The sequence below is a fragment of the Acidobacteriota bacterium genome (assembly GCA_009691245.1).
Taxonomy (GTDB): Bacteria; Acidobacteriota; Terriglobia; order 2-12-FULL-54-10; family 2-12-FULL-54-10; genus SHUM01.
This window is the reverse complement of record SHUM01000039.1, coordinates 1-23,667: the sequence shown is the minus strand read 5'-3', so window position 1 is coordinate 23,667 and position 23,667 is coordinate 1. Positions and strand designations below refer to the sequence as shown.

Below are 23,667 nucleotides of genomic sequence, written 5' to 3'. Positions count from 1 at the left end.
ACCGTCGTCATTCCGAGCGCAGCGAGGAACCTGTTTTTTGCGGTGTCCGGTGGAAACAAAGCAGGTTCCTCGCTGCGCTCTGAATGACGACTGGGCGTGGCGCATGATTTCGTACTTCCAGCAAATTCGCCCGCGAGTATAATAGGCCGGACGGGTTGCCAGACCGAACGACTCGCAGCGCTATACGATTAGGTCCGAAAGTGGTTTTCTATAATTCAGGGAGGACCTCAGATGAGATATTTAGGGCCCAGATTCCCGCACCGCATTCTTTTTGCCGCCATCGTTCTAACCGCATTCCCATTGCCCGCCGCCTTGCGCGCTCAAGGGCAGACGGCGGACCTGATCCTGCACAACGGCAAGGTGCTGACGGTGGACAATAACTTCTCCATCGCGCAGGCGGTGGCCATTCGCGGACAGCGCATCGTGGCTGTGGGCACGGACGCCGACGTGCTGAAGCTGAAAGCGGCGAACACCACCACGCTTGATCTGAAGGGGCGCACGGTAATCCCAGGCTTCGTCGACACGCACCGCCACATGTATAGCTATGCCGAGAACGCCTACGGCGGCACCATGACGGCGGCGCAACTGAAGCGCTTTCCGGTGGACTGGCGCGGCGTGCGCAGCAAGGACGACGTGCTCAATCAGATCAAGGGCATCATGGACAAGGAAAAATTCAAGCCCGGCGATTGGATCTACTTCGCCAACCAGTTGGCGTTCATCTCCGGCGGCACGGTGGCGCAGGCCAAGATCATGTTCGACGACCTCACGCGTTTCGACGTCGACAAAGTTACACCCAACAACCCGGTCATCCTCTCCGTGGGCATTCCGGATTTCATGGGCGTAATGGTGAACACCAAGGGTTGGGACATCCTGAACAAGATGCATGGAGCGATGATTAAGGAAAACGGCCGTTACTGGATCAATCAGGCGGGCATTCCCACGGGACATCTGGAGCCGCCGGCGAGCCGTCTCGCGCTGCCCTATTCCTACAACCGCGAGGCGGCGGTGCTGGCCGGTCTGTACAAGCCGGACATGCAGGAACTGAATTCGATGGGCCTGACCACGGTGTCATCGCGCATGCCGCAGGACGCGCTGCACGCTTATGAATATTTGGCCGCGCGCAACGAGCTGACCATGCGCGTAGGCTATGGGACGATTGAAGATTTTGGCGCGGTGCAGAATTTCGCGAAGGAGATGCCCGCGCTCGCCAAGAAGATTAACTCCGGCACGGACAAAATTTGGATCACCGCTATCGGGCCAACGGCGGTGGACGGTGTTACCACGCGCGCCTGCACCGATCAGAAGCGCAAGGCGGCCTACGGCGTGATCGATAGCTGGTTCCCGTCGGGTCAGTGCCACTATGACATCGAGTATCGTGGCGCGATGGGTTCGGTGAACAAGGCCGCCAACATCAAGAGCAATTACTACCAGAACTGGACGCTGAACGCTGGCAAGTACGGCGTGCGCTTCGGCAACACGCATGTGGCCGGCGACAAGTCGCACCGCCTGATCTTCAACCTGGTCGAGCAGATTCAGAAGCAGTACGGCAAGGACGCCACCAAGCTGTGGGCCGTGGATCACTGCGATCAGGTGAACCCTAAAGACTTCAAGCGCGCCGCGCAATTGGGCGTGTGGTTCAGTTGCTACGTGGCCCGTTCGGTGGAAGAGGGCCAGGCGAAGGCCGACGCGTACGGCGAGGATTTGGCCCACAACTGGATCAGCCCGGTGAAGAGCCTGCTGGCCGCGGGCGCGCGCGTGGTCTTTGAGTCGGACACCAACTCGTACCTGTGGGATGACATGGAAGTGATGCTGACGCGCAAGGACTCGAAAGGCCGCGTCTGGGGACCGAACGAGCGCGTCGATCGCGCCACCGCGCTGCGCATGATTACCAGTTGGGCCGCTGAGTACGTGCTGCGGCCCGATCAGTTCGGGATGATCCAGCCCGGCAAGCTGGCGGATTTGGTGGTACTCGACAAGGACTACATGACCATCCCTGAGGAGGAGGTCAGCACCATCCAGCCGCAGCTAACCGTGTTTGACGGCAAGCCGGTCTTCGTCCACAGCAACTTCGCCGCCGAATACAACTACCGTCCGGCAGGCGCGCAGGTAACCACATATAAGAACTTGGTTGGCAAGCGCAAGACCGCCGCGGTTCGCTCCGGTGGCGGTTAGTATCTTTTTGCATTAGGCCGTATCTGTTTCAGGGCATGGCATTTGCCATGCCCTGACGACAGATGGAGTATAGTGGAGATAACGGGCCAGTTCCGTTATGCATCATATAATCTGCGGATGTTTGGAGTATTACATCTTACTATTGCAGGTTGCACCGAAGGAGAACGAAGTGATGAGAATGAGCAGAAACTCCCTGGTGGTCATGCTGGCCGTCGTTCTGGGCATGGCTGGTGTAGTCCGCGCGCAGGAGACCACGCGCATCAATATGGGGTTTGCATCCGCGAAACCAACGGACGTGATTGACATCCCGGTAACCTTTTCGGGGTCCGAGGGCGCGCAGGCCAATAGTCTGCTGCTGCACGTCAGCTTTCCGAAAGATACGCTGGCGTACGAGTCCGTCGAGCGCGCGCTGGCCGCCGAGCTGGCGGAGGCCGAGGTAAAGACCACGGTCGCCGATGACAAGTCCGATAAGACGCTCGGAGTGGTGGAAGTCAGCGTCGTCGGCAAAACGGTAATCAAGCCGGGCATTGTGGCCTACGTGAAGTTTCGTGTTGCCAAGGACGCCAAGAAGGGCGAAGTAAAACTGGCGATGCTGGACTCCTCCGCCAAAGGCGCTGACGGCAGCCCCGTTGAATTGGCCAAAGGCGATGACGGCAACGTAACGCTGTTCAACATGGACGAAGAAATTCCGGTCATCGGCTGCTTCTTCTTTACTCATTAATCGGCGTTTGGCCGCGGCACGGTGCGGATCAACGAAACTGGACTCGATGATTTCATGCGATTCCTTCACGCCCAACGGCGGTGAGGAATCGCATCTTTCGTTTTATGCCAGCCACGATATAGAATCAGAACGTTTCCCGCGACTCTCTCCAGCGGAAGGATTCATAGTGATGAAGTATTCCCTTCGAAGCAAATTTCTTTATGAGGAGGCACGCGCCGTTCCTCTAAGTTTCATCGTGGCCATCTTAGTTGTCGCAGTGATGGGAGTGCGAGGATTTGCGCAGCAGACGAATGCGCCGTCTGGCCCTGCGCGGCCTTTGCAGACAACTCCTGCAACGTCAATGAGCCAAGCTGCCGCCACCGCGCCGCGCGCCGGCGGCAGCCTGATTAACGAAAGCCTGCTGGTGGGACTGCCACTGAACGGCCGCAGCTACTCGCAACTCGCTACGCTGGAAGCGGGTGTCAGCGACCCTTCAGCGGGGTCGGGTTCGCGCGGCATCGGCGGCGGAAACTTGAATGTGAACGGCGGGCGAGCCTCATCGAACAGCTTCTTGCTCGACGGCACCAACATCATGGACACCGGGAACCGATCGCCGCGCAGCGCAGCCGGCGTGCAACTCGGCACCGACTCTGTGTTGCAGGTGATGGTGTTCGCCACCACGTTCTCGTCTGAATACGGTCGCGGCAGCGGCGGCGTGTTGAACTCCGTAACGCGCTCGGGCTCGAATGAAGTACACGTGAGCCTGTTTGAGTATCTGCGCAACAGCAAGCTGGATGCGCGCAGCTTCTTCGATGGAACCCACCCGCCGCCCTTCAAGCGCAATCAATTCGGTTTCACCGCCACCGGGCCGCTGCGCAAGGACAAGACGTTCATCATGGGCAGTTTCGAGGCCATGCTCGACCGCCTTACCGAGAATCAACTCGACACCTTCATCGACTCCAACGCGCGGCAGGGCATCATCACCAACGCTTCCGGCGCGGCGATCCGCACATTTGGCGTTTTCCCCGCGATTCGGCCGTATCTGGACCTGATGCCGTTGCCTAACTTGGAGTTCGATGGTGGGCGGCTGGGCGGCGGGCTGGCGCAGAATCTTTCGCCGCAGTATCTGCCGACCGATGAGCAGTTCTTCACGCTGCGCGTGGATCACGCGCTTTCCGACCGCACCGCGCTATTCGCACGCTACTCATTTGATGATGCCCGCAGCATACGTGGGGGCGGGATATACGCATTCGGCAGCAGGGTCAAGACCCGGCAACAGTATGCCACGCTGGTGGGCAGCCACATTTTCAGCACGCGGTTGGTGGCGTCTTTCCGGCTGGGCTACACGCGTCCCACCGACCAGACCACCAGCACCACCTCGCCAGAGATCAATATTCCGGCTTCGCGATATTTTTTGCCCGAAGCGCCGCAGTTTGGACAATTGAATATTCCCGGCACGGTTACCTTCGGCCCGCTGTTCACCGCGCCGGAGACGAACAAGATGAACAGCTTCCAATATTCCGGCGACGTGATTGTGCAGCGCGGAGCGCACGGGCTGAAGCTCGGCGCGGAGCTGCACCGCTACCGCTGGGACGTAACCTCGAGCGCCAACAAGTCCGGCATCTGGTCGTTCAACAGTCTCGACAGTTTTCTGCAAGGCGGGCCAGAGGGCACCTCCGTAACCGTCGCGCTGCCCGGCTCGGACAATACCAAGGCCTGGCGCCAGACGCTGCTCGGCTTTTATGCTCAGGATGAGTACCGCGTCCGCCCCGGCCTGATGTTCAACCTGGGACTGCGCTATGAGTTTGCCACGCTGATTCATGACCGGCTAGGGCGCACCTCGTTTCTGGATGACATTCTGACCGGCACGCAGATGGTGGTTGGGCCTCTGCTCGATCACAACCCTTCACTTGGCAACATTTCGCCGCGCATCGGCGTGGCCTGGTCGCCCGGCGGCGGGCGCAACACCAGCGACGTCACCAGCATCAGCGCGGGCATCGGGATTTATTACGACGAGCAGCTCGGCTACGCCGTGGATACGCAGAAAAACATGGCGCCATTTTATCGCATCGCAGTCAATCCCAATTTTGACGCCCGCGCTACGTTTCCCAGCGCGGTCGCCGGTGTGCTGGCGTCGTCAACGAGCCAGCCGCAGCAGGCGCAGGCGCTGGCCTATCGCGATTTCACCACGCCGCGCGTGATGCGCTACGAGTTTTCTCTGCAGCGCCGCCTGCCCATGCAGACCACCGTGCAGGCCGGATATGTCGGCGCACGCGGCAACCATATCTGGCGCAACTATGAGACGAATCTATTTCCCCCGCCTGTCAAGCGTCCGGACGGCACCCTGTTATTCCCCTGCGGGGCGGCGGGCCAGACGACGAATTGTCCCAATCCCACGCCGCAATACACAAATCCGGCGTTTCGCAGCGGCATCAACCTGATGAACAGCGACGCGCAGTCTTTCTACAACTCCTTCCTGCTGACCGCCGACACCCGGTTGACGCGCGCCATGAACGTGCGCCTGAGCTATACGCTTTCAAAGACGATCGACGATGCGTCGAATATCGGCACCAGCGCCAGCGCGCAGCAGTATGGGCTGGACCGCAAGCTGGACCGGGGACCGTCGGACTTCGACAACCGCCAGCGCGTCTCGACCAGCTTCTTTTACAGCGTCCCGGAAAGCAATGGCGGCAGCGGATTCGCTCCAGTTGCCGGAAAATTATTCGGCGGCTGGCGGCTGGGCGGCATCTTCAGCTTCCGTACCTCCGTGCCTACCACGGTGCGTATCAATTTCCGGCGAGGCGATTATCTGTTCGCGGCGACGCGGCCCAATCTGGTTCCGGGGCAAAGTAACAACCCTCGCAGCGCCACTTCCATCGGTTGCAAGGACCCCATCACGGGAGAGACTCTCCTGGAGCCGGGCGCGCCTCTAGTGGAACCCGATAAGTTTTTTGATCCCTGCGCGTTCAGCATTCCCGAGCCGGGCACCATCGGCAACGTCGGGCGGGGAACTGTTTACGGTCCGTCATTGGTGAATGTGGATGTATCTCTGCAGCGCGATTTCTCGCTCGGTGGCACGCGGAAACTACAGTTTCGCACGGAGTTTTTCAACTTGGCCAACCACGTAAACTATCGCACGCCGACGGCCAGCAGCATGATTGTCTTCACCGGTCGCGGGTATAATCCCGGCCTGGGTCGCTACGTTAGTCCGGCGACTACGGCTCGCCAGATACAGTTCGCGTTGCGGCTTTCCTTCTGAAGGCGATCTAACAGAGCCGCGACCGTGAGGGAGCGGTGGCTTGAGAGGCCACCCACTTCCTGCCACCGCTCCCTCACGGTCGCGGCTCTGTCACGCGACCTCCCAACGAACTCTATTACCAGACTGCATAAATTTCTGTTATAATTATTTTTACTATTATTCGATTTTCAATTGGAGGCAGGATGATCTCGGCAGGATTGACAGGCGGAATTGGCAGCGGCAAGTCGACAGCGGCGGCGATCTTCGCCAAGCTGGGCGGGACGACCATCAACTCGGATGAGATTGGCCGCAGCATGATGCAGCCCGGGACAGTGGTCTATGACCGTATCGTCAGCGGGTTCGGACCCGATGTGGTGGACGCCGGCGGTAAGCTGGATCGCGCCAAGCTGGCCGGCATTGTTTTCAATGATCTCGACAAGCTCAAGCACCTGAATGCCATCGTGCATGCTCCCGTGCTACGCGAGATTGACCGGCAAATTCAGTTACAGCGGACCAAAAATCACGAGGCCGTGGTGCTGGTCGAGTCGGCTGTTCTGTTCGAAGCCGGCCAGCATCGCCGTTTCGATAAGATCATTGTCGTCTGGTGCAAGCCCGAACAGCAGATCGAGCGGTATCGGACCCGCGCGCCGATTTCTGAGGAAGATATCCGCCGCCGCATGGCCGCGCAGATGCCCGGCGATGAGAAGAAGGCGATGGCCGATTTCGTTATTGATACGACCGGGTCGCTGGAAGACACGGAACGCAATGTGAATGAAGTATTCAAAGCCTTACAAACACTGGCAGCGCAACAGGCCAAGGCCGCTTTATAACGGCATCGTATTCACCGACTCCATAAATGTTAAAGCCGCGCGATCCCCGTTTCCGGGATCGCGCGGCTTTTGATTTTTCTCAACCAAGCCGCAACCGGGAGGGAGCGGTTCGGGTTAAGGCTTTACCGCCGGATAAACGGGCGAAACCCGTCCTTCTCCAGCGCCTGCTTGGCCTGCTCAGCTTCCTTGTCGGTTTTGTATGGTCCGATGACTACGTGGAATAGTGTATCGTTGCTGCTGGTGGTAACCAGCACGGGGAGTTGCTTCTCCTTGAGCAAGGTCAGGAGACTCTCGGCGTCCTCGCGTCGAGTGAGCGCCGACACCTGGACAATGATGCCATTGGGGGGAGGGCCGACTGGGGGCGCGCTGGCAGCGCTTTGGTCTTGCTCCGCCGCGGTTTCGCCGGGGCCGTCTGGGGCATTGGTCTCGACGTTGTTGTAGAAGCTCAAGTCGGCCTCAGCAGACGCTCCGCTGGCGGCTTCGCCGGCCACGACGGTCTGCTGGGAGCGCGGAATGTAAGTGGGCGATGGCAACGCGCTCGGTTTTTCTCCCGGTGGGATGCTGTCATCCACCACTTCAACGATCGTCTCGCCGCCCGTCATGGTATTCCTGCCCACCACAAATCCCAAGGCGAAGAAGATGCCACAAAGCACCGCCATCACCAGAAAGACTCCCATCACTTGTCGGTTTTCAAGGACCAACTCGACCTGCCTGGATGGGTTTTGAGCCATTGCCATTAATCTCCTATGCAAATTTGCGCTTCCGGGTGGTGAGCGGGCGGGGTTGATTGCTAACTGGATTTACCGCTGTCCTTCACTCCCGTCAACCTTGAGAATATATCAATGGGGATGGGGAAGACTACGGTGGTATTCTTTTCGACACCGATCTCGGTCAGCGTCTGCAGGTAGCGCAGTTGGATCGCAGTCGGCTCCTTGGCGAGGACCGCGGCGGCTTCGCTCAATTTGATGGAAGCGCCCAGTTCGCCCTCGGCGTGAATGATTTTGGCGCGCTTTTCGCGCTCGGCCTCGGCCTGCTTGGAGATGGCGCGGACCATCTGCTCGGGGATCTCCACCTGCTTCACTTCCACCTTGGAAACCTTCACGCCCCAGGGCGCGGTGTGCTGATCGAGAATGGTCTGTAAGCGCTCGTTGAGATTCTCACGCTGGCTGAGCAGATCGTCGAGTTCTACTTCGCCGATGACGCTGCGCAGCGTGGTCTGGGCCAACTGACCCGTGGCGTAAAGATAATTCTCCACCTCAACCACGGCCTTGTTGGCGTCCAGCACGCGGAAGTAGACCACAGCGTTGACCTTTACGCTGACGTTGTCGCGCGTGATGGTCTCCTGCGGCGGGACCTCCATGGTGATCATGCGCAGCGAAATGCGCACGATACGATCAATGGGCGCGAATACGAAAATGACTCCCGGCCCTTTATCGTGGGCCAACAGGCGGCCCAGGCGGAAGATGACTCCACGCTCGTACTCATTAAGAATCTTTACCGAAGAAATCAGGTAGATGGCGACAATGAGAAAAATAATCGTGCCCATTGAAAAAGGTAGTCCCATGAAGTGCTCCTTTCGAGCTGCCAACTGAATGCGAATGATTGGTGCCGGACAAATTCAACTGCGCCGTTGTGGGTCGGTCGGTTCCACTTCGAGCGTCAAGCCGTTGACGGATTTTACGCGCACCGTCGTGCCCACTGAAATGTTTTCACCGCTGACTGCATCCCATAGCTCGCCGTGAACGAACACTTTGCCTTTCGGAGCGCCGGCAAGCGTGCTTTCGGCTGCCAGCGCCACTTCCACGCGGCCAATCTCGCCGACCATGCCCGTCTCGCCCGTGGCGATTTTTCCCTGACGGGCCCGCACCACCAGGCGCAGCAGAAATATGGTAATGCCGCCAAAAGGCAGTGCCACGGCGATCGCTACCGGAAGTGTAACAGAGCCGCCGGGCAGGCGCGTGTCGATCAGCATCAGAGCGCCCAGGATCATGGCCAGCACGCCTCCGGCGCCAAGTACGCCGCCGGAAGTGAACTTGGCCTCAAGTATGAATAAGGCCATCGCCAGGAAAATGAGCGCGGCACCGGCCCAGTTCACCGGCAGCAGGGAGAGAGCGAACAGGCCCAGGATCAGGGAGATTCCTCCCGCCACGCCGGGAAGGATCACGCCGGGATTGGAGAACTCAACGTAGAGGCCCAGCACGCCGAGGATCAGCAGTAGGAAGGCGATGTTGGGGTCCAGTATCCGCGACAGAAACACCTGACGGAATGATGGATCATAGCGCTCAACAATTGCGCCGGATAGTTCCAGCGTAACCTGCGTTCCATCAAAGCGCGTGACCTGACGACCATCGAGTTTCGCGAGCAGTTCGTCGCGATTGGCGACGATGAGGTCAATCAACTTGCCGTCGAGCGCTTCCTGCTCGGTGAACGACTTGCTATCGATGACGCCGGTCTCTGCTAGTTTCGGGTTGCGATTGCGTTTGCCCGCGATGCTGCGCAGGTAGGAGGCGGCATCGTTGCCCACTTTTTCCTTCATGGTCTCGTCCATCTGCCCGCCGAGCAGGACCGGATGGGCCGCGCCGGTGTTGGTTCCCGGAGTCATGGCGGCAATATCGGCGGAGAGCAGGATGTAGTAGCCGGCAGAGGCGGCGCGCTTACCAGCCGGCGCAACGTAAACTGCGACCGGAATGCGACTGGCGATTATGCGCTCGATGATCTGACGCATGGAGGTGTCCAGCCCCCCGGGCGTGCTGATCTGAATCAGAATCAGCGCGGCGTTTCGCTCCTCGGCCAGCTCCATGCCCGCCTGCACAAATTCGGCGGAGACGGAGTGGATGACACCGTCGATCAGAATCTCGACCACGCGCGGCACCGGGACGGTTACTGGCGATGGATTCGCCTCCTGTGCCCAGGTTAAACGCGGTAGGACGACACACGTAGTTAAAAGTGCGGTGCGGAGCAGATGTAATTGGAGGTGGCTAAAATTCATAAGCACGACTACATACAACCACATTTTACTACATACAACTAGCGATTTGACGTGGACGTACCCGTCTCGGCCTGCAAAGTGGACACCATCTCGCTGGCCACTCGGCTCGAGGGGTCCAGACCAAGCGCTGCTTCAGCGGAGGCCATCGCCTCGGGCTTGTGGCCCTGCTGAATCTGAATCTGCGCTAACAAAATATAGTTCTCCGCCGACTTATTCCATTGCAAAGCCCGCCCCGCCGCGCGCGCCGCGTCATCCAGGCGTATGGCCTTCAGATGAATGCGGGCCAGTTCGCGATAGGCGCGGCTGTCCTGCGGATCGTAGTCGAGCACGCTGTGGAGTTGCTCGATCGCTTCCTGCTCGAGTCCGCTGACGGCATCCTCCATCGCTTTTTTGAAATGCAATTCGGCATGGACCCCGGTGGAAAACTTCGAGTGCTGGAGTTCTTCCTGTATCTGCATCAATCGCGTGAGCTGGCGGAAGCTGACGGCGTCATGTTTGTCCTTGGGACGCTCCAGATTGGCCAGCCGGGACGTTTCAGCCACGTTATAGGTCGCGGGCAGACGACTCAACTCGGCGTTAGCTTCCGCCTCGCGGCCCAGCTGTTTCAGGCAATCGGCGTAGATAGCACGGCCTGCGGCCAAATTGAGTTTGTCGACGGACGGGCCAAGGTGCTCCACCGCGCTGGCACACTCGCCGCGTTTCCAATACGCAAAGCCTAGATTTAATTGGTAGTCCGCGTCCGCGGGATCGCTCAGATGCGCCTTCTCAAAATATTGAATCGCTCCAGGCTGATCGCGCCGCGCCAGTGCGATACCCAGATTGTTATAGACCTCGTTGAGGGGCAAGTTGGTTTCCACCACGCGAAACGCCGCCGCGGAGCGCTCGTATTGTCCCTGATAGAGATAGGCGAGACCCAGAAAGTAATTGGCCTCGAGATAGTCCGGGTCCGAACGGCGCAGCTTGGCCAGCCAAAGGATGCTGGTCGGATAGTCGCGGTCGTGGAAGTACAACAGTCCCAACTCGAATGCCGGCTTGGTGAATCGTGGATCGATACGGTCGGCGGTGCGGAAGAGCTGAATCTGCGGGACACGATCCTTGGCCATCAGGCCGCGGATATAGTTCTCAAAGGCTTCCAGCTTGATGTTGCCCAGGCTGCCGCGATCGGCAATATACTCCTCTTTCGAGTAGGGATATTCGGGTTGCAGGTGTTTTTGTATCTGCCAGGCCAGCGCGGTTTGAATCTCCAGAAGACTGGCGAGCGGCCCTTGTTCAGCAAACGATTTGCTGAGAGTAGGTCCGGTCATGGTTAAGACCTGCGCGGAAGCCGAGAGAAGTCCATCCTCATACTTGAAAGAACCCAGCACCACCCGGTCGGTGTCCAATATCTCGGCGACCTTGTAGATGGTGGCGTTGCTCAGAATGCGCGCCGAGGGAATTCCCAGCGTGTCAAACGCGGTGGCCCGCTCGCGCCGATCCACTGCCAGCAGCCGCGAGGTGTTCAGGTGCGTGGAGAGGACTTCCACGAAGCTTTCGCTCACCCAGTCGAGCTTGGCGTCAGGGGATTCGTTGTCAAACGGAAGGACAACGGCAACTTCCACCTGGGACCAGCCCAGGGTGGCGTACAACAGTGTCGTGGCGATGAGGGTGAGTAAAGTTTTCATCTGCGTTGATTATACCAAAGCGGCGACTAAGCCTTCGCTTGCTGCACGAACTGGTCGCGCGCCTCGTACATCTGCGCATAGTATTGGCGGAAGCTTTGGCTCTTCACGCTTTCCACCCACGCTTGATTCTGGCGGTACCACTCAACCGTCTGCTGTAGACCCTTCGTCCAATCGTGCCTCGGCTCCCAGCCGAGTTCGCCGCGTAGTTTGCTGCAATCGAGCGCGTAGCGGAAGTCGTGGCCGGGGCGGTCGGCGACGTATTCGATGAGCGACTCCGGCTTGCCGAGCAGCGCGAGAATCATCTTCACGCTTTCGAGATTCGATTGCCGGTGCCCGCTGCCGATGTTATAAGCTTCGCCCGCTCGCCCACGCAGTGCCACGGCCTCGATGGCACGGCAGTGGTCTTCCACGTGTATCCACTCGCGGACCTGCGTGCCCTCGCCGTATACCGGCACGCGTTTGTCTTCCAGCGCGTTGGTGGTCATCAGCGGAACGAACTTCTCGGGATATTGATACGGTCCGTAGTTATTGCAGGCGCGCGTGATAACCACGGGGAAGCCGTACGTGTGAAAGTAGGACCGAGCGATCAGGTCCGAGCCAGCTTTGCTTGCCGCGTACGGACTGTTGGGCGCCAGCGGCGTGTCTTCAGTGAACTCGCCCGTCGCGCCCAGCGCGCCATAGACTTCATCCGTTGAGACATGCACAAACCGGCTGACTTTTTGTTTGCGTGCCGCGCAGAGCAGTCGCTCGGTGCCCAGCACGTTGCTGCGGATGAACTCCTCGGCTGAGTCAATGCTGCGGTCCACGTGCGACTCGGCGGCGAAGTGGATCACCATCTCCGCGCCGCGCAGGTGCTCCTCCATGGCGGGCGAGCAGATGTCCAGCGGGACCAGCTCGTGGCGGTTGCCCAGGCCCTCCAGGTTGGCGGGATTGCCCGCGTAGGTGAGCTTGTCGATGTTGATGATGCGGTCGTCGGGGTGCTGCCCCAGCCAATAACGAATGAAGTTCGAGCCGATGAATCCGGCTCCGCCGGTAACGATTAGTTTCATGGGAATCCTGGTCCGATGAGATTAACTTGCTGCCACGTCCGTCGCCGGACGGCGCTGCAAATGCGCGTCCGCGCCAAGCAGGCGAGCGTTACGGGTATAGCCCAAATGTTCCAGCAGCGAATCCTTGCTCTCAAACACCACTTTCCAGTCATGGCCGCGCTCCCGCGCGCGTTCCTCCAGACTGAAGACTAGTTTGTAGAATTTCTTGAGGGCCAGGATGTCGTCCACACCCGATAGCGCACAGCCAAGCTTGCCCGGTGAGAACACCACATTCACCGCATAGCTGTAACTGATGGAGCTATCTTGCTGCTGGCATTCCATGAAAATACGGACGCCCGGCGGGGAACTATCTTCCACCAACTCCTGATAGGCAATGAAGCCCAATCCTCTCACTCCGAGCGACAATCTAGCTTCCAACCAAGGCCAATGGGCAGTTTAGCATACCGCGCTCGCGCCGATCACCAGAGGAGGTCGCGGGTACCTACAGGGCCACTTACAGGCCGCTTGACAGTCCGGGCGGCGAAGGCGATCATTAACATGATCCTGCAATCTAGACCGTTCTGGACAACTTAAATATGCATCGTTTTCTCATAAGCCTGATTGTCTTATCCGTCTTGCTGACTCCCGCGCGCACCCAGCAGCCGGCCGATTCGCCCGCCGATTCGCCTGACGACGTGCCGATTCGCGTACTGGTGGAAGAGGTCTCCGTCCCATTCATCGTGACGGATAACAAGAACCGTCTAATAACCGACCTGACGCTCGAAGATTTTCAGGTTTCTGAGAATGGGGTCAAGCAGACAATTAAGAATCTCGCCCGCGAAACCGACGTGCCTCTCCGCCTGGGCCTGCTGGTGGATACCAGCAACAGCATCCGCGACCGCCTGGAGTTTGAGCAGAAGGCTTCCATCGACTTTTTCTCTTCGCTGTTGGTGCGTGGCCGCGACAAAGCGCTGCTGGGGAGTTTTGACAGCATGGCCGAACTGCTGCAGGACTTCACCGACGATCTCGACAAATTAAATACCGCGGTAGGCCAGTTGCGCGCCGGCGGCGGCACGGCGCTCTATGACGCCATTTACTACGCCACGCGCGACCGCCTGCTCGTGGAAGCGCCGCCCTCCAGCAATTTCCGTCGCGCGCTGGTGTTGCTCAGCGATGGCGAGGACAACCAAAGCCGCTTCAGCCGCGCCCAGACCATGGAGAGCGCGCAACGCGCCGAGGTCATTGTCTACAGCATTTCGACCAATGTCCGAGGCGTGAAGCTGCCCGGCGATAAAGTGTTGCAGGAGTTTGCCGATGAAACCGGCGGACGCTATTTCCAGCCAGCTACTTGGGAAGACTTGGACGATGCGTTCTACTCCATCGCCACGGAGTTGCGCAGCCAGTACGCCTTGTCCTTTGTTCCCACCACGCCGCGCGACGGCAAGTATCATGAAATTGAGATCACCATGCCGAAGCGCAAAGGATTGAGGTTGCGTGCCCGCCGCGGCTACTTCGCCACCGTTCCCGGCGCCACCGCGGTTACGTCCACCAGCGCTCCGGTCGTCGCCAGCAAGCCCTAGCGGCTCATTGGTAATTTATTTCTATACTGCCATCGTCATTTAGGCTGTCACCCTTATAATTTAGACTGTCATCCTGAGCGGCTTGTCCCGATTTATCGGGAAGCGAAGGATCTGCTTTTGGTTTCCATTCGGAAGCTGAAAAAGCAAGTCCTACGCTTCCCGATAAATAGGGACAGGCCGCTCAGGCTGGCAAGCAGTTGGATTTTGTTGACTAAGAAAAATGTCTACCTCCGCGCTGGAAATACTTGAGTATCACGAACTGCTGTCGCTGGTGGCGGGCTACGCCGGTTGTCCGCTGGGACGCAAGTCCATCCTCGACCTGACTCCGGGTGGGGACGCGAATGCAGTGGAAAGCCGGCTCAAGCTCGCCGCTGAAGCAATGGCTTACCGCCGCGAACTCTCCGGCCCTACACAGTCCGCGCGCTCCCAGTCTGGCATTCGACCGGCGCAGAGCGACTCCGCAAATCTCCAATCCATCTCGTTCGGCGGCATCGACGCTCCCGAGGAAATTCTCCAGCGCATCGGAGTGGAAGGCGCGGCGCTGGAGATTCCGCAGATTATCTCACTGCTTCGTCTGCTGGAAGTCGCCGTAGCGATTCGCGCGGCGCTGGTGCAGGCGCGGCGCAAGTTTCCGTTGCTCGCCAGCGTAGGCGATCGCATCGGCGACTTCGAGCCGCTGGTCCGCCAGTGGTCCGGCAAGCTGCTGCCCTCGGGCGATCTGGATGACCGTGCCAGCGCGCAGTTGGCGCGCATCCGCCAGGAGATCGACAAACAACGCCGCTTGATTCTTTCCTCTCTCCGTAATTTGCTGAGGCAGGTCTCCGGCGAAGAGTCCGCGCAGGACGAGATCATCACCGTGCGCGGCGACCGCTTCGTCGTGCCGCTGCGCGCGCAGAAGAAAAGTCAGTTGCGCGGCGTGGTGCATGGGTCGAGTTCCAGCGGCCAGACGCTTTACGTGGAGCCGCTCGAAACCATCGACGCCAACAACGATCTGGTGCGTTTGAAGGAAGAGGAAGCGCGCGAGGTGCACCGCATCCTGCGCGAGATCACCGCGTCCTTCCACGCCCGCGCCGCGGAAATAACCGAGACCTCCGCCATACTCGCGCGGTTGGATCACGCCTTCGCTTCGGCGCGATTTGCGGCTGACTATCATTGCGTGATTCCGCAATTCTGCGAAAAGGACGCCGCGCCCCGCCTGGTGCTGCAGGCCGCGCGCCACCCTTTGCTGGAATCGCTGCTGCGCGGTCAGGGAGCAGAGAAGCAGTCATCCGTCATTCCCCTGACTCTTGTGCTTGGTGAGAACAGCCGCATGTTGGTGATCAGCGGCCCCAACACCGGCGGCAAGACGGTGGCCATGAAGACCGCCGGGCTGCTGGCGCTGATGGCTTTGTCCGGTCTCCCCGTCCCCGCCGAGCGCGCCGAACTGCCGTTCTTCGATCGGGTCCTCGCCGACATTGGCGACGCGCAATCCATCTCGGAGAATCTCAGCACCTTCTCCTCACACCTGTTAAACATCAAGTCGATGCTGGAATCGGTAACCCCTGCGTCGCTGATCCTGCTCGACGAACTCGGCGGAGCGACTGACCCGGAAGAAGGCGGCGCGCTGGCTGTCGCGGTGATGGAACGCTTCCGCGCGCTGGGCGTCTTCGCCGTTACTTCCACGCACCACATGGCGCTGAAGGCCTACGCGGCCAGTAGCGACGGTCTGCAGAGCGGCAGCATGGGCTTCAACGAAGAGACGCTCGCGCCCACTTACAAGCTGGAGTTGGGCCGTCCCGGCAGCTCTAGCGGACTGGCTACTGCGCAACGATTAGGCCTGCCCGCCGATGTTCTGGCGCGCGCGCGCCAAGCATTGACAACAGCGCATCATGATGTCGAGCGCTTTCTCGCCCGCTTGCAGGAGGACTCCGAAGCGGCCACACGCCTGCGCGCGGATCTCGAACAGCGAACGTCGGAGCAAAGCGAGCGCGAACGCATCTGGGCCGAGACGCAGCGCCAGCGCGAGGCCGAGCGCGCCGCCGCGTGGGAGGGCCAGTTGGAGACGCTCACGCGCGAGCTGCACGAGCGCGCCGAGCAGAAGCTGAAAGAGATTGCGGCGTTGGCTGGCGCTGGCGCTCCGCGCTCCGGCAAGTCCGCCGATACTGCGAAGAAGGCCGCGAAAGTCGCGTCGCAATTCAAGGAGCAGGCGCAGGACGATCTGCGCCAGAGTTGGGTCAGCCACCTGAGCGGTACCGGCACCGACGCCGAAGCCAGCGCCCCCGAGCAAGCGGTTGTCGGTCCCGCCGCCACCGCTCTTGCTGCCCTGCCGCTGCCCGCCCTCACGCCGCGCCAGGCCGGAGTGGGCGACCGCGTTCACCTGAAGAGCTTCAATAAAACTGGAATCGTTCGCGCGAAAAGCGACAACGGGTTGGAAGTGGAGATCGGATCGCTGCGCATGAAGGTGTCATTTGATGATGTCTCCGAAGTAATTCCCGCCGCGTCCGTCGCCTCCTCGACTAGCTCAAGCAATAGCAAGCCGGCATTGAGCCATGCTGGGAGCCATACTGGCGGGAGCGGCGGCGCCGGCATCCGCGTGCGCATGGAAAACGCCGCGCAGGGTTCATCCGCCGAGATCAACGTGATCGGCGAGACAGCGGACGATGCCGTCCGCCGTGTCGACAAATTTCTGGACAACGCATTGCTCGCCCAACTGACGCGCGTGCGCGTCGTACACGGCCACGGCATGGGCATCCTGAAGCGCGCGCTGGCCGAGATGTTCGCGACGCACCCGCAGGTGGAAAAGTTTTCCCCCGCCCCACCCAACGAAGGCGGCACCGGAGCCACCATCGTGGAGTTGAAACAGTAACTAGTAATACTTAGGTTAAGGGATACAACGGGTCGTCGAATGGGGACTGGCGCCAAGGGCAACGACCGAGGAGCCTAATGAGGACGACTTGCAGGCTCTTCCTCACCATCGGCAAGGTCACACCAGAAGTTTTTTTTGACGCGGGCCTGCTCTGAGCGAAGAAACGCATAGGCGATGTTCACCAGGCAGACATGATGATGCCAGCCCAGCCATTGACGGCCCTCGTAATGATCCAGTCCCAGTTCCTCCTTCAACTCGCGGTAATCCAACTCAACCCGCCAGCGGGCCTTGGCGATGCGCACCAGCCGCCTGAGTCCGCCCGGCTGCGCGCCGAGCTGTGCCAGCCAGTATTTGGTGGGCGCGGGCGATTCCATGGGCCATTCCACCAACAGCCACTCGGCCACACGATCCGGGTGTTCCTGTTTCCGCCAGCCGTGCGCCGCCCAAACGCGCAGGCGCGCGAAGCGCGAACGTTGCCGGCCCCGGCTTCCCTGACGCCATTCCACCATGCGCCAGGCCGAACTCGGGAGCTGGCCGACCAGCGTGCCCAAGTCCTGCGGTACTGTCGGCCCACCCCCACCGAATGCTCGCCCGCTTTGGGAAACGCCGTCTCATCAATGATCCAAACCTCCGGCTCGCTCAGCAGGTCGACCACCTTCAGCGCCAAACGCCGCTCGATTTCGGTGACCTCCCAAGGGCTCTGCCCCACGAACTGGCGCAGCGCCTGCACGTCCGCGCCGGCCACGCGCTCCGCCATCGGCTCAATCGACTTGCGCTCCCCGTCCAGCAACAACCCTTCCAGATAAACCCGCGCCCAATGACGCCGCTCGCTGCGCCCCATCGGCTCGATCAAGTCTTCCAGGAACCGTCCCAGGCGACCATCCAGGGCTTTCAATGCGTTCGGCTTCATGCGCCGACAGTGCCAGACTCAACGGTGCAACGCAATGGTACTTAACCTAGTATTACTAGCAGGTAGCGCATGTTTTAGGTAGCGCAGGCGGGAATGCCTGCTCCACTCGCCGCGCGGCTGCTACAATTCAACAATGACTCCTGTGCGCATCGTGCCGCCGCCCACGCTACCCGTGCGCCGCATGTCCCCGCGCGCCGTGAGCGAGCGCATCGTGCCGCCGCGCGGCTTGGCCGTGCGCATAGTTTTGGTCCAGCCGCGCAACCCGCTGAACATTCTGGCGGCGGCGCGGGCGGCGCGCAATTTTGGGTTGGGCGATATTGCAGTCGTTGGCGTACATGCGCAGGCCTGGGCCGAGGCGATCGAGAAGGACAAGGATCGCGAGACGCCGCATGGGCCGCGCGGGTCGGCGCGTGGATGGCTGGGAGATGCGCGATGCTATGCGGCGCTCGACGAGGCTATCGGCGACTGCAACTGGGTGCTGGGAACCAGTTCGCTCGACCGTCGCGCGGGTGTGCTGGCCGATCCCGCCGCTGCTGGTAGCGCGGCCTCGCCCCGCAGCGGCACGCCGCTGGACGCGTCGCAGGTGATCGACCTGAATGATCTGCCGGCGCGCCTCGCGACCTCCCAAAGCGGGCGAGCCGCGTCCCGATTCTCGACTCTCGATTCTCGAATCTCGCGCTTGCCTTCCCAAACCCCTAACCCCCAATCCCCAATCCCTGCTCTGATCCGCGATCGGGTCGCCATTCTGTTCGGCTCCGAGAAGCGCGGACTGACCAACGACCATCTGGCGCGCTGCCAACATTTGTTGCGCATCCCCACCGTGGCCGCGCTGCCGTCGATGAATCTGGGGCAGGCCGTCGCCGTGGTCTGTTACGAACTCTCCCGCAGCGGGGTTTTGGCCGGAGAGATGGCCGGGGAGATAGCAGACTCGGCATCTGAAAAGTTGGGGAACAGGAAATTGGCAGAGGAGAGCTTGGCGGCGGAGTCGGGCGTGGCAACCGGGGCCGAGGCACAGCCCCATCTAGGCTCGGCTGTCGAATCAGATGTCTCGTCAGAAGTCAATTCCCGATCCAAAGAATCCACTTCGACCAGAAACTCAGGAAAGCCCAAACTTACCAAATTATTGGGATCTGCGAAATTAGCGGAAGCGGCGGATAAATCCAACCGTGCGGCTTCAGCCAGGCAGGTTCGGGCCTTGATGCAACAGCTCTTCTCGCTAACAGAGCCAAAGTCTTCGTCAAGTGAAATACTTGTGGAATTCGATAAGCTTAGTACAAGACAAAGAAATCTGCATCAAATGATAAATCGACTACCGCTGACGGAGCGCGACGTCTCCCTGATCCTGGCGTTGGTCAAAGTTGTCCGAACCGCAAAAACCGTTAAAGTGTGCACTTTGGTCTCAGCCGATTCTTTGGTCAAAACCGCAGATTCTTAATTCGTTTTATATTCGCTATTTATTCTTGTTCAGTTCGATTATTTTGGGCTCCCCGTGGCGGGATTTCTGATCCGGTTGCACGAACGCCGCCGGGGAGATTTCCGGCGGCGAGTGGGAGTTATTACGATGATTTTTACCGTCAGCCCAATCCTAGTGGATCGTCGGCTCCTGACTTCTATCTCCTGCTTTCTGTCTCCCGCTTTTCCCCTACTGTTCCGCCGCCTCGTACTTGTCGCGCAGGCGGGCGACCACGCCGGGGTCGGCGAGCGTGGTGGTGTCGCCCATGGCGCGGCCTTCGGCGATGTCGCGCAACAGGCGGCGCATGATCTTGCCGCTACGCGTCTTGGGCAGTTCGGCGGTCAGGTATATCTCCTCGGGCCGGGCCAGCGCTCCGATCTTGTGGGCCACGTGCTGCTTCAGCTCGGCGACCTTCTCGGCTGGCTCCATGTTGGCGCCATCGGACTTCAGCGTAACGAAGGCCACAACCGCCTGCCCCTTTATTGAATGGGCTTTGCCCACCACCGCGGCCTCGGCCACTGACGGATGATTTACCAGCGCGCTCTCGACTTCGGTCGTCGAGATGCGATGGCCCGAGACGTTCATCACGTCATCGACGCGACCCATGAGCCAATAGTAGCCGTCCTTGTCGCGCTTGGCGCCGTCGCCGGTGAAGTAGATATCTGGGCTGTAGCGGCTGAAGTAAGTCTTCGCGTAGCGATCCGCGTCGCCATAGATGGTGCGCGCGATGGAGGGCCACGGCGCTTTCAGCACCAGATATCCGCCGCCGCCGAGCGGCACGGAGTTGCCATTCTCGTCGAAAATATCTGCCTCAATTCCGGGCAGTGGTCGCGTCGCTGAGCCAGGTTTCGTCGTCGTAATGCCGGGGAGCGGCGAGATGAGAATCGATCCGGTTTCGGTCTGCCACCAGGTGTCGATCACCGGACAGCGCCCGCCGCCGATGTGCTCGTGATACCACATCCAGGCCTCGGGATTGATCGGCTCGCCGACGCTGCCGATCAACCGGAGGCTTGTCAAATCGTGCTTTCGTGGATACTCGAGACCCCAGCCCATGAAGCTGCGGATGGCCGTCGGCGCGGTGTAAAAAATGTTAACGCGATACTTTTCGATGATGGCCCAGAAGCGATCCTTGTTGGGCCAGTCGGGCGAGCCTTCGTACATCAGCGACGTCGCGCCGTTCGAGAGCGGCCCATAGACGATGTAGCTGTGCCCCGTTACCCAACCGATGTCGGCGGTGCAGAAGAAGATGTCGTTGTCGCGATAATCGAAGACCCACTGGAACGTGGAAGTCACTCCCACGAGATAGCCGCCGGTGGTATGCAGAATACCCTTGGGCTTCGCCGTGGTCCCGCTGGTGTAGAGAATGTAGAGTGGGTCTTCCGCGTCCATCTCCTCGGCGGGACAGACTTGCGACGCGGTCTTCATCAACTCGTGCCACCAGTGGTCGCGGCCTTCATTCATGGTAATGTTGGCGGCCGCGCCGATGCGCTCGACCACCACGCAAGCCTTTATCGACGGGCATTCGGCGATGGCCTCATCAACATTTTTCTTGAGCGGCAGGATCGTGCCGCGCCGCCAGCCGCCGTCCGAGGTGATGACCACGTTGGCCTGCGCGTCGTTGATGCGGTCGCGAAGTGACTCCGGCGAGAAGCCGCCGAAGACGATGGTGTGCGGCGCGCCGATGCGCGTGCAGGCCAGCATGGCGATGGCCAGCTCAGGAATCATCGGCATGTAAATGGCCACGCGGTCGCCCTTGCGCACGCCGAGCGACTTCAGGACGTTTGAGAACTTTGAGACCTCGCGATGCAGATCGTTGTAGGTGAGCACGCGCTCATCGCCCGGCTCGCCCTCCCAGATGAGCGCGGCCTTGTTGCGCCGGTCGGTCGAGAGGTGCCGGTCAAGGCAGTTGTAGGCGACATTGGTCTTGCCGCCGAGGAACCACTTCACCCACGGGGCATTCCACTCGCGGACTTTATCCCACTTCTTGAACCAGTGGACGCGCTCAGCCTGCTCGGCCCAGAAGGCCTCGGGATCGCGCGCGGCACGGTCATAGATGCCTTCGTCAGAGAGCACGGCGTTCTTGCGGAACTCGGCGGGCGGCGCGAACTTGCGGTCTTCCAGATAGAGCGCCTCGATGGTGTTACCAGTGCTTGCTTGCGGATTCTTCTCGTCGGCCATGATGATCGTTGTCTCCTATGAAATCGCGGCGCGGGCTTGGGTAGCCACGGTGAATGAGCTGTTCACCGCGGGCTTTAGGTGCTGATCTATAAATCCAGCCTTGCGCTAAAACCCCACGGTAAGAACGGCGCTCACCGTGGCTACCAGTGCGTGTTGCATGAACTCCATCGCCGGGCACGGCACGCAGGCTCGTCCGGAAATAGCTAGGCTATTATCCAAGGTCTTGCGCCGATGCACAAGAGTTTTTGTGGGCCATCGGCTCGGTTGCACAGGCTGGATCGGCTTGCTTCGACCTGGATAGCTTCACTGCGGGAACAGGACAAAAAAGCAAACGCCCCGCCGATGCTGTTCGACGGGGCGCTCTGGAATGCTGGGATGAAATTACTTCACGAAGCCTTTGGCGTTCACCGTGGTGGTGCTCAAAGTGTTCGCGCCTTCCTTCAACGTGGCGGTTGCGGAGATGGGCAGGCCTTCACCGCAGGTCTTGCTGATGGTCGCGGCGGATTGACCTTTACCCGCAAAGGTCAGGTGCCAGTTCACCCACAACTTCTTGCCGGCGGCGACTTTCACCATGCACGGTCCATCGGGACCGCAGGGCTTGCCGTCTTCATTGACAAGATCGAAGTTGTCTTCATTTTTCACGAAGCCGTTGGCATCGAACTGCGCCGCATGAACCGCATTGGCGCCGCGCGCCATCAGATTGACCGCGCTGAGTTCGATGGATACGTTCTTCTCACCGCCCGTGTTGTCCCAGATCCAATTCAAGTAGAAGGTGCCGGGATTGGTCGATGAGATCACGCTGCTTTGCGCGCGGGCGACGATGGCAAACGTCCCGCCCATGTTCGCGCTCACGTCCGCGCCGGAGCAGTTTTCCAGAAGATTGAAGTCGCCATCCGTGAAGAAGCCGGTGCCTGCAGCGGCGGGCACGGTGTTCACCAGAGCTCCGCCGGCGGGCGGTTGCGGGTTGCTGGGAGGCTGCGACGGCGCGGGCGGACGGGATTCGGTTGACTCCTCCGTATCGCCGCTGCATGCCTTGCCGACGAGCAGGTGAATGTGAATCATCCGCTGCGAAACTTCCACGCTGCGCTGCGGAGTGGCCCTCACGTGAACATTCAGCGTGTAAGCTCCGTCCGCCAGATCATTCGCGGTTACCACGATATTCTTCAGCGCTACGTTGCCGTTGTCCTGAATTGGAAAAACGGAAGGGACAGCCACTTTGTCGGCCAATCGCCCGGACGCGTCCAGATCGACATCCACGGAATCACCAGCATGGTCATTCTCATTGGTCAACTTGAACTCGATGGGGAAGGTTTCGTTGATGGACGTGGCGTTGGGCAGGCAGGCCACGTAGCGCCAATTGGCCGCTTCATCATCTGGCAGCATGGGAGTAATCGTGCCCGCGCTTCCAGTGGCGTTCTTGGCCACCACGCTCAGGCTGTCGCGACCTGATTTCTTGCCGTTGGCATTCTTGTTGCTGTTCTCGTTCCCATTCCCATTGCCATTTCCGCCGGAGTTTCCGGGGCCGTCATCACTCTTTCCCGGAGGCGTGTCGAATGGTCCTCGGCCGTTGCCATTCTGGGCCAGGCCTACGGGCGCCATGGTGGTCAGCGTCAACACGCCCACGGCCATTGCCGTAAGCAATCCACGTCGAAGCCAGCCATTCTTTTTGAGCATCATCTTGGAAAGCCTCCAGCTACTGTGTGCGCCCTGGCCATCGGCGGAAAGCACATTGCCATTGCCGCCGGGTGGCCACCGGGTGTTATGCCTCACATTGAAATGGTAGCCTGCTGTCAAGCTGTTGGGAACAGTACTCAGGTCCTAATTTACGTTAGGCCCTGCTGATCGGCTCCGCCCCCATGCTCATCGCCAACTCCGCAACGCTGCTGCCGGCCGGCACGGTGCTGCTGCTGAAGATCGGAACCGCTAGCCGAGCCTCGCGGCCGCGATCCTGACCTGCCCGGCGATTTCGATACCAGCCGAAGTGAGAGAGAATCTCATGAGGGAGGTATTTGAATATGCCGATGCAGAGGTACAAACCAGAGCAGATCGTAACGGTGTTGCGGCAGGTTGAAGTGGCGGTGGC

General features: G+C 60.1%; 15 protein-coding genes and 1 pseudogene. 7 read left to right on the top strand and 9 right to left on the bottom strand.

The window, feature by feature from the left end; translation table 11 throughout:
* Positions 1 to 231: 231 nt before the first annotated feature.
* From EXQ56_10270 to EXQ56_10255, 4 genes are all read left to right on the top strand, one after another.
* Positions 232 to 2,172, top strand: a complete 1,941-nt coding sequence (locus EXQ56_10270; protein MSO20826.1) for a hypothetical protein — start codon at positions 232 to 234, stop codon at positions 2,170 to 2,172.
* A gap of 97 nt (positions 2,173 to 2,269) precedes the next feature.
* On the top strand, positions 2,270 to 2,893 hold the full coding sequence (locus tag EXQ56_10265; protein MSO20825.1) for a hypothetical protein: 624 nt from the start codon (positions 2,270 to 2,272) through the stop codon (positions 2,891 to 2,893).
* A gap of 340 nt (positions 2,894 to 3,233) precedes the next feature.
* Positions 3,234 to 6,131 carry a TonB-dependent receptor gene (locus EXQ56_10260; protein MSO20824.1) on the top strand — a complete coding sequence of 966 codons (2,898 nt, stop codon included), beginning with the start codon at positions 3,234 to 3,236 and terminating at the stop codon, positions 6,129 to 6,131.
* 182 nt (positions 6,132 to 6,313) lie between these two features.
* A complete protein-coding gene (locus EXQ56_10255) occupies positions 6,314 to 6,940 on the top strand; it encodes a dephospho-CoA kinase (GenBank protein MSO20823.1) in 627 nt (208 codons plus the stop codon).
* A gap of 122 nt (positions 6,941 to 7,062) precedes the next feature.
* Here the strand turns inward: EXQ56_10255 and EXQ56_10250 are convergent, their stop codons facing one another.
* From EXQ56_10250 to EXQ56_10225, 6 genes are read right to left on the bottom strand one after another with little or no spacing between them, the layout of a single operon-like run.
* Positions 7,063 to 7,677, bottom strand: coding sequence for an SPOR domain-containing protein (locus tag EXQ56_10250; GenBank protein ID MSO20822.1), 615 nt, complete (start codon positions 7,675 to 7,677; stop codon positions 7,063 to 7,065).
* A gap of 53 nt (positions 7,678 to 7,730) precedes the next feature.
* Positions 7,731 to 8,504, bottom strand: coding sequence for a slipin family protein (locus EXQ56_10245; GenBank protein ID MSO20821.1), 774 nt, complete (start codon positions 8,502 to 8,504; stop codon positions 7,731 to 7,733).
* Between the two features lie 54 nt (positions 8,505 to 8,558).
* Positions 8,559 to 9,929, bottom strand: coding sequence for a nodulation protein NfeD (locus tag EXQ56_10240; GenBank protein MSO20820.1), 1,371 nt, complete (start codon positions 9,927 to 9,929; stop codon positions 8,559 to 8,561).
* A 38-nt stretch (positions 9,930 to 9,967) separates the two neighbouring features.
* Complete coding sequence (locus EXQ56_10235) at positions 9,968 to 11,590, bottom strand: tetratricopeptide repeat protein (GenBank protein MSO20819.1); 1,623 nt, start codon at positions 11,588 to 11,590, stop codon at positions 9,968 to 9,970.
* 26 nt (positions 11,591 to 11,616) lie between these two features.
* The gene (gene rfbB / locus EXQ56_10230; protein ID MSO20818.1) at positions 11,617 to 12,639 is read right to left on the bottom strand and encodes a dTDP-glucose 4,6-dehydratase; all 1,023 of its coding nucleotides are present in this window, start codon (positions 12,637 to 12,639) and stop codon (positions 11,617 to 11,619) included.
* Between the two features lie 21 nt (positions 12,640 to 12,660).
* The gene (locus EXQ56_10225) at positions 12,661 to 13,023 is read right to left on the bottom strand and encodes a hypothetical protein (protein ID MSO20817.1); all 363 of its coding nucleotides are present in this window, start codon (positions 13,021 to 13,023) and stop codon (positions 12,661 to 12,663) included.
* 191 nt (positions 13,024 to 13,214) lie between these two features.
* On the opposite strand from EXQ56_10225, the gene EXQ56_10220 reads away from it, so the two are divergent.
* Together EXQ56_10220 and EXQ56_10215 are read left to right on the top strand one after the other, a co-directional pair.
* Positions 13,215 to 14,198 carry a VWA domain-containing protein gene (locus tag EXQ56_10220; protein ID MSO20816.1) on the top strand — a complete coding sequence of 328 codons (984 nt, stop codon included), beginning with the start codon at positions 13,215 to 13,217 and terminating at the stop codon, positions 14,196 to 14,198.
* A gap of 220 nt (positions 14,199 to 14,418) precedes the next feature.
* Positions 14,419 to 17,043, top strand: a complete 2,625-nt coding sequence (locus tag EXQ56_10215) for an endonuclease MutS2 (protein MSO20815.1) — start codon at positions 14,419 to 14,421, stop codon at positions 17,041 to 17,043.
* A 158-nt stretch (positions 17,044 to 17,201) separates the two neighbouring features.
* Here EXQ56_10215 and EXQ56_10210 read toward each other — a convergent pair.
* Positions 17,202 to 17,953 (bottom strand): annotated as a pseudogene (locus EXQ56_10210) (transposase).
* A 181-nt stretch (positions 17,954 to 18,134) separates the two neighbouring features.
* On the opposite strand from EXQ56_10210, the gene EXQ56_10205 reads away from it, so the two are divergent.
* Positions 18,135 to 19,388: a hypothetical protein gene (locus EXQ56_10205; GenBank protein MSO20814.1), complete on the top strand. Its 1,254-nt coding sequence runs from the start codon at positions 18,135 to 18,137 to the stop codon at positions 19,386 to 19,388.
* A gap of 207 nt (positions 19,389 to 19,595) precedes the next feature.
* Here EXQ56_10205 and acs read toward each other — a convergent pair whose 3' ends face one another.
* On the bottom strand, positions 19,596 to 21,584 hold the full coding sequence (gene acs, locus EXQ56_10200) for an acetate--CoA ligase (protein MSO20813.1): 1,989 nt from the start codon (positions 21,582 to 21,584) through the stop codon (positions 19,596 to 19,598).
* A 381-nt stretch (positions 21,585 to 21,965) separates the two neighbouring features.
* On the bottom strand, positions 21,966 to 23,261 hold the full coding sequence (locus EXQ56_10195; GenBank protein MSO20812.1) for a hypothetical protein: 1,296 nt from the start codon (positions 23,259 to 23,261) through the stop codon (positions 21,966 to 21,968).
* Between the last annotated feature and the right edge of the window lie 406 nt (positions 23,262 to 23,667).

Coding starts and splice junctions, on each gene's coding strand:
- EXQ56_10270 (MSO20826.1), top strand. CDS start 232: ATGAGATATTTAGGGCCCAGATTCCCGCACCGCATTCTTTTTGCCGCC.
- EXQ56_10265 (MSO20825.1), top strand. CDS start 2,270: ATGCATCATATAATCTGCGGATGTTTGGAGTATTACATCTTACTATTG.
- EXQ56_10260 (MSO20824.1), top strand. CDS start 3,234: ATGAGCCAAGCTGCCGCCACCGCGCCGCGCGCCGGCGGCAGCCTGATT.
- EXQ56_10255 (MSO20823.1), top strand. CDS start 6,314: ATGATCTCGGCAGGATTGACAGGCGGAATTGGCAGCGGCAAGTCGACA.
- EXQ56_10250 (MSO20822.1), bottom strand. CDS start 7,677: ATGGCAATGGCTCAAAACCCATCCAGGCAGGTCGAGTTGGTCCTTGAA.
- EXQ56_10245 (MSO20821.1), bottom strand. CDS start 8,504: ATGGGACTACCTTTTTCAATGGGCACGATTATTTTTCTCATTGTCGCC.
- EXQ56_10240 (MSO20820.1), bottom strand. CDS start 9,929: ATGAATTTTAGCCACCTCCAATTACATCTGCTCCGCACCGCACTTTTA.
- EXQ56_10235 (MSO20819.1), bottom strand. CDS start 11,590: ATGAAAACTTTACTCACCCTCATCGCCACGACACTGTTGTACGCCACC.
- rfbB (MSO20818.1), bottom strand. CDS start 12,639: ATGAAACTAATCGTTACCGGCGGAGCCGGATTCATCGGCTCGAACTTC.
- EXQ56_10220 (MSO20816.1), top strand. CDS start 13,215: ATGCATCGTTTTCTCATAAGCCTGATTGTCTTATCCGTCTTGCTGACT.
- EXQ56_10215 (MSO20815.1), top strand. CDS start 14,419: ATGTCTACCTCCGCGCTGGAAATACTTGAGTATCACGAACTGCTGTCG.
- EXQ56_10205 (MSO20814.1), top strand. CDS start 18,135: ATGTCCCCGCGCGCCGTGAGCGAGCGCATCGTGCCGCCGCGCGGCTTG.
- acs (MSO20813.1), bottom strand. CDS start 21,584: ATGGCCGACGAGAAGAATCCGCAAGCAAGCACTGGTAACACCATCGAG.
- EXQ56_10195 (MSO20812.1), bottom strand. CDS start 23,261: ATGATGCTCAAAAAGAATGGCTGGCTTCGACGTGGATTGCTTACGGCA.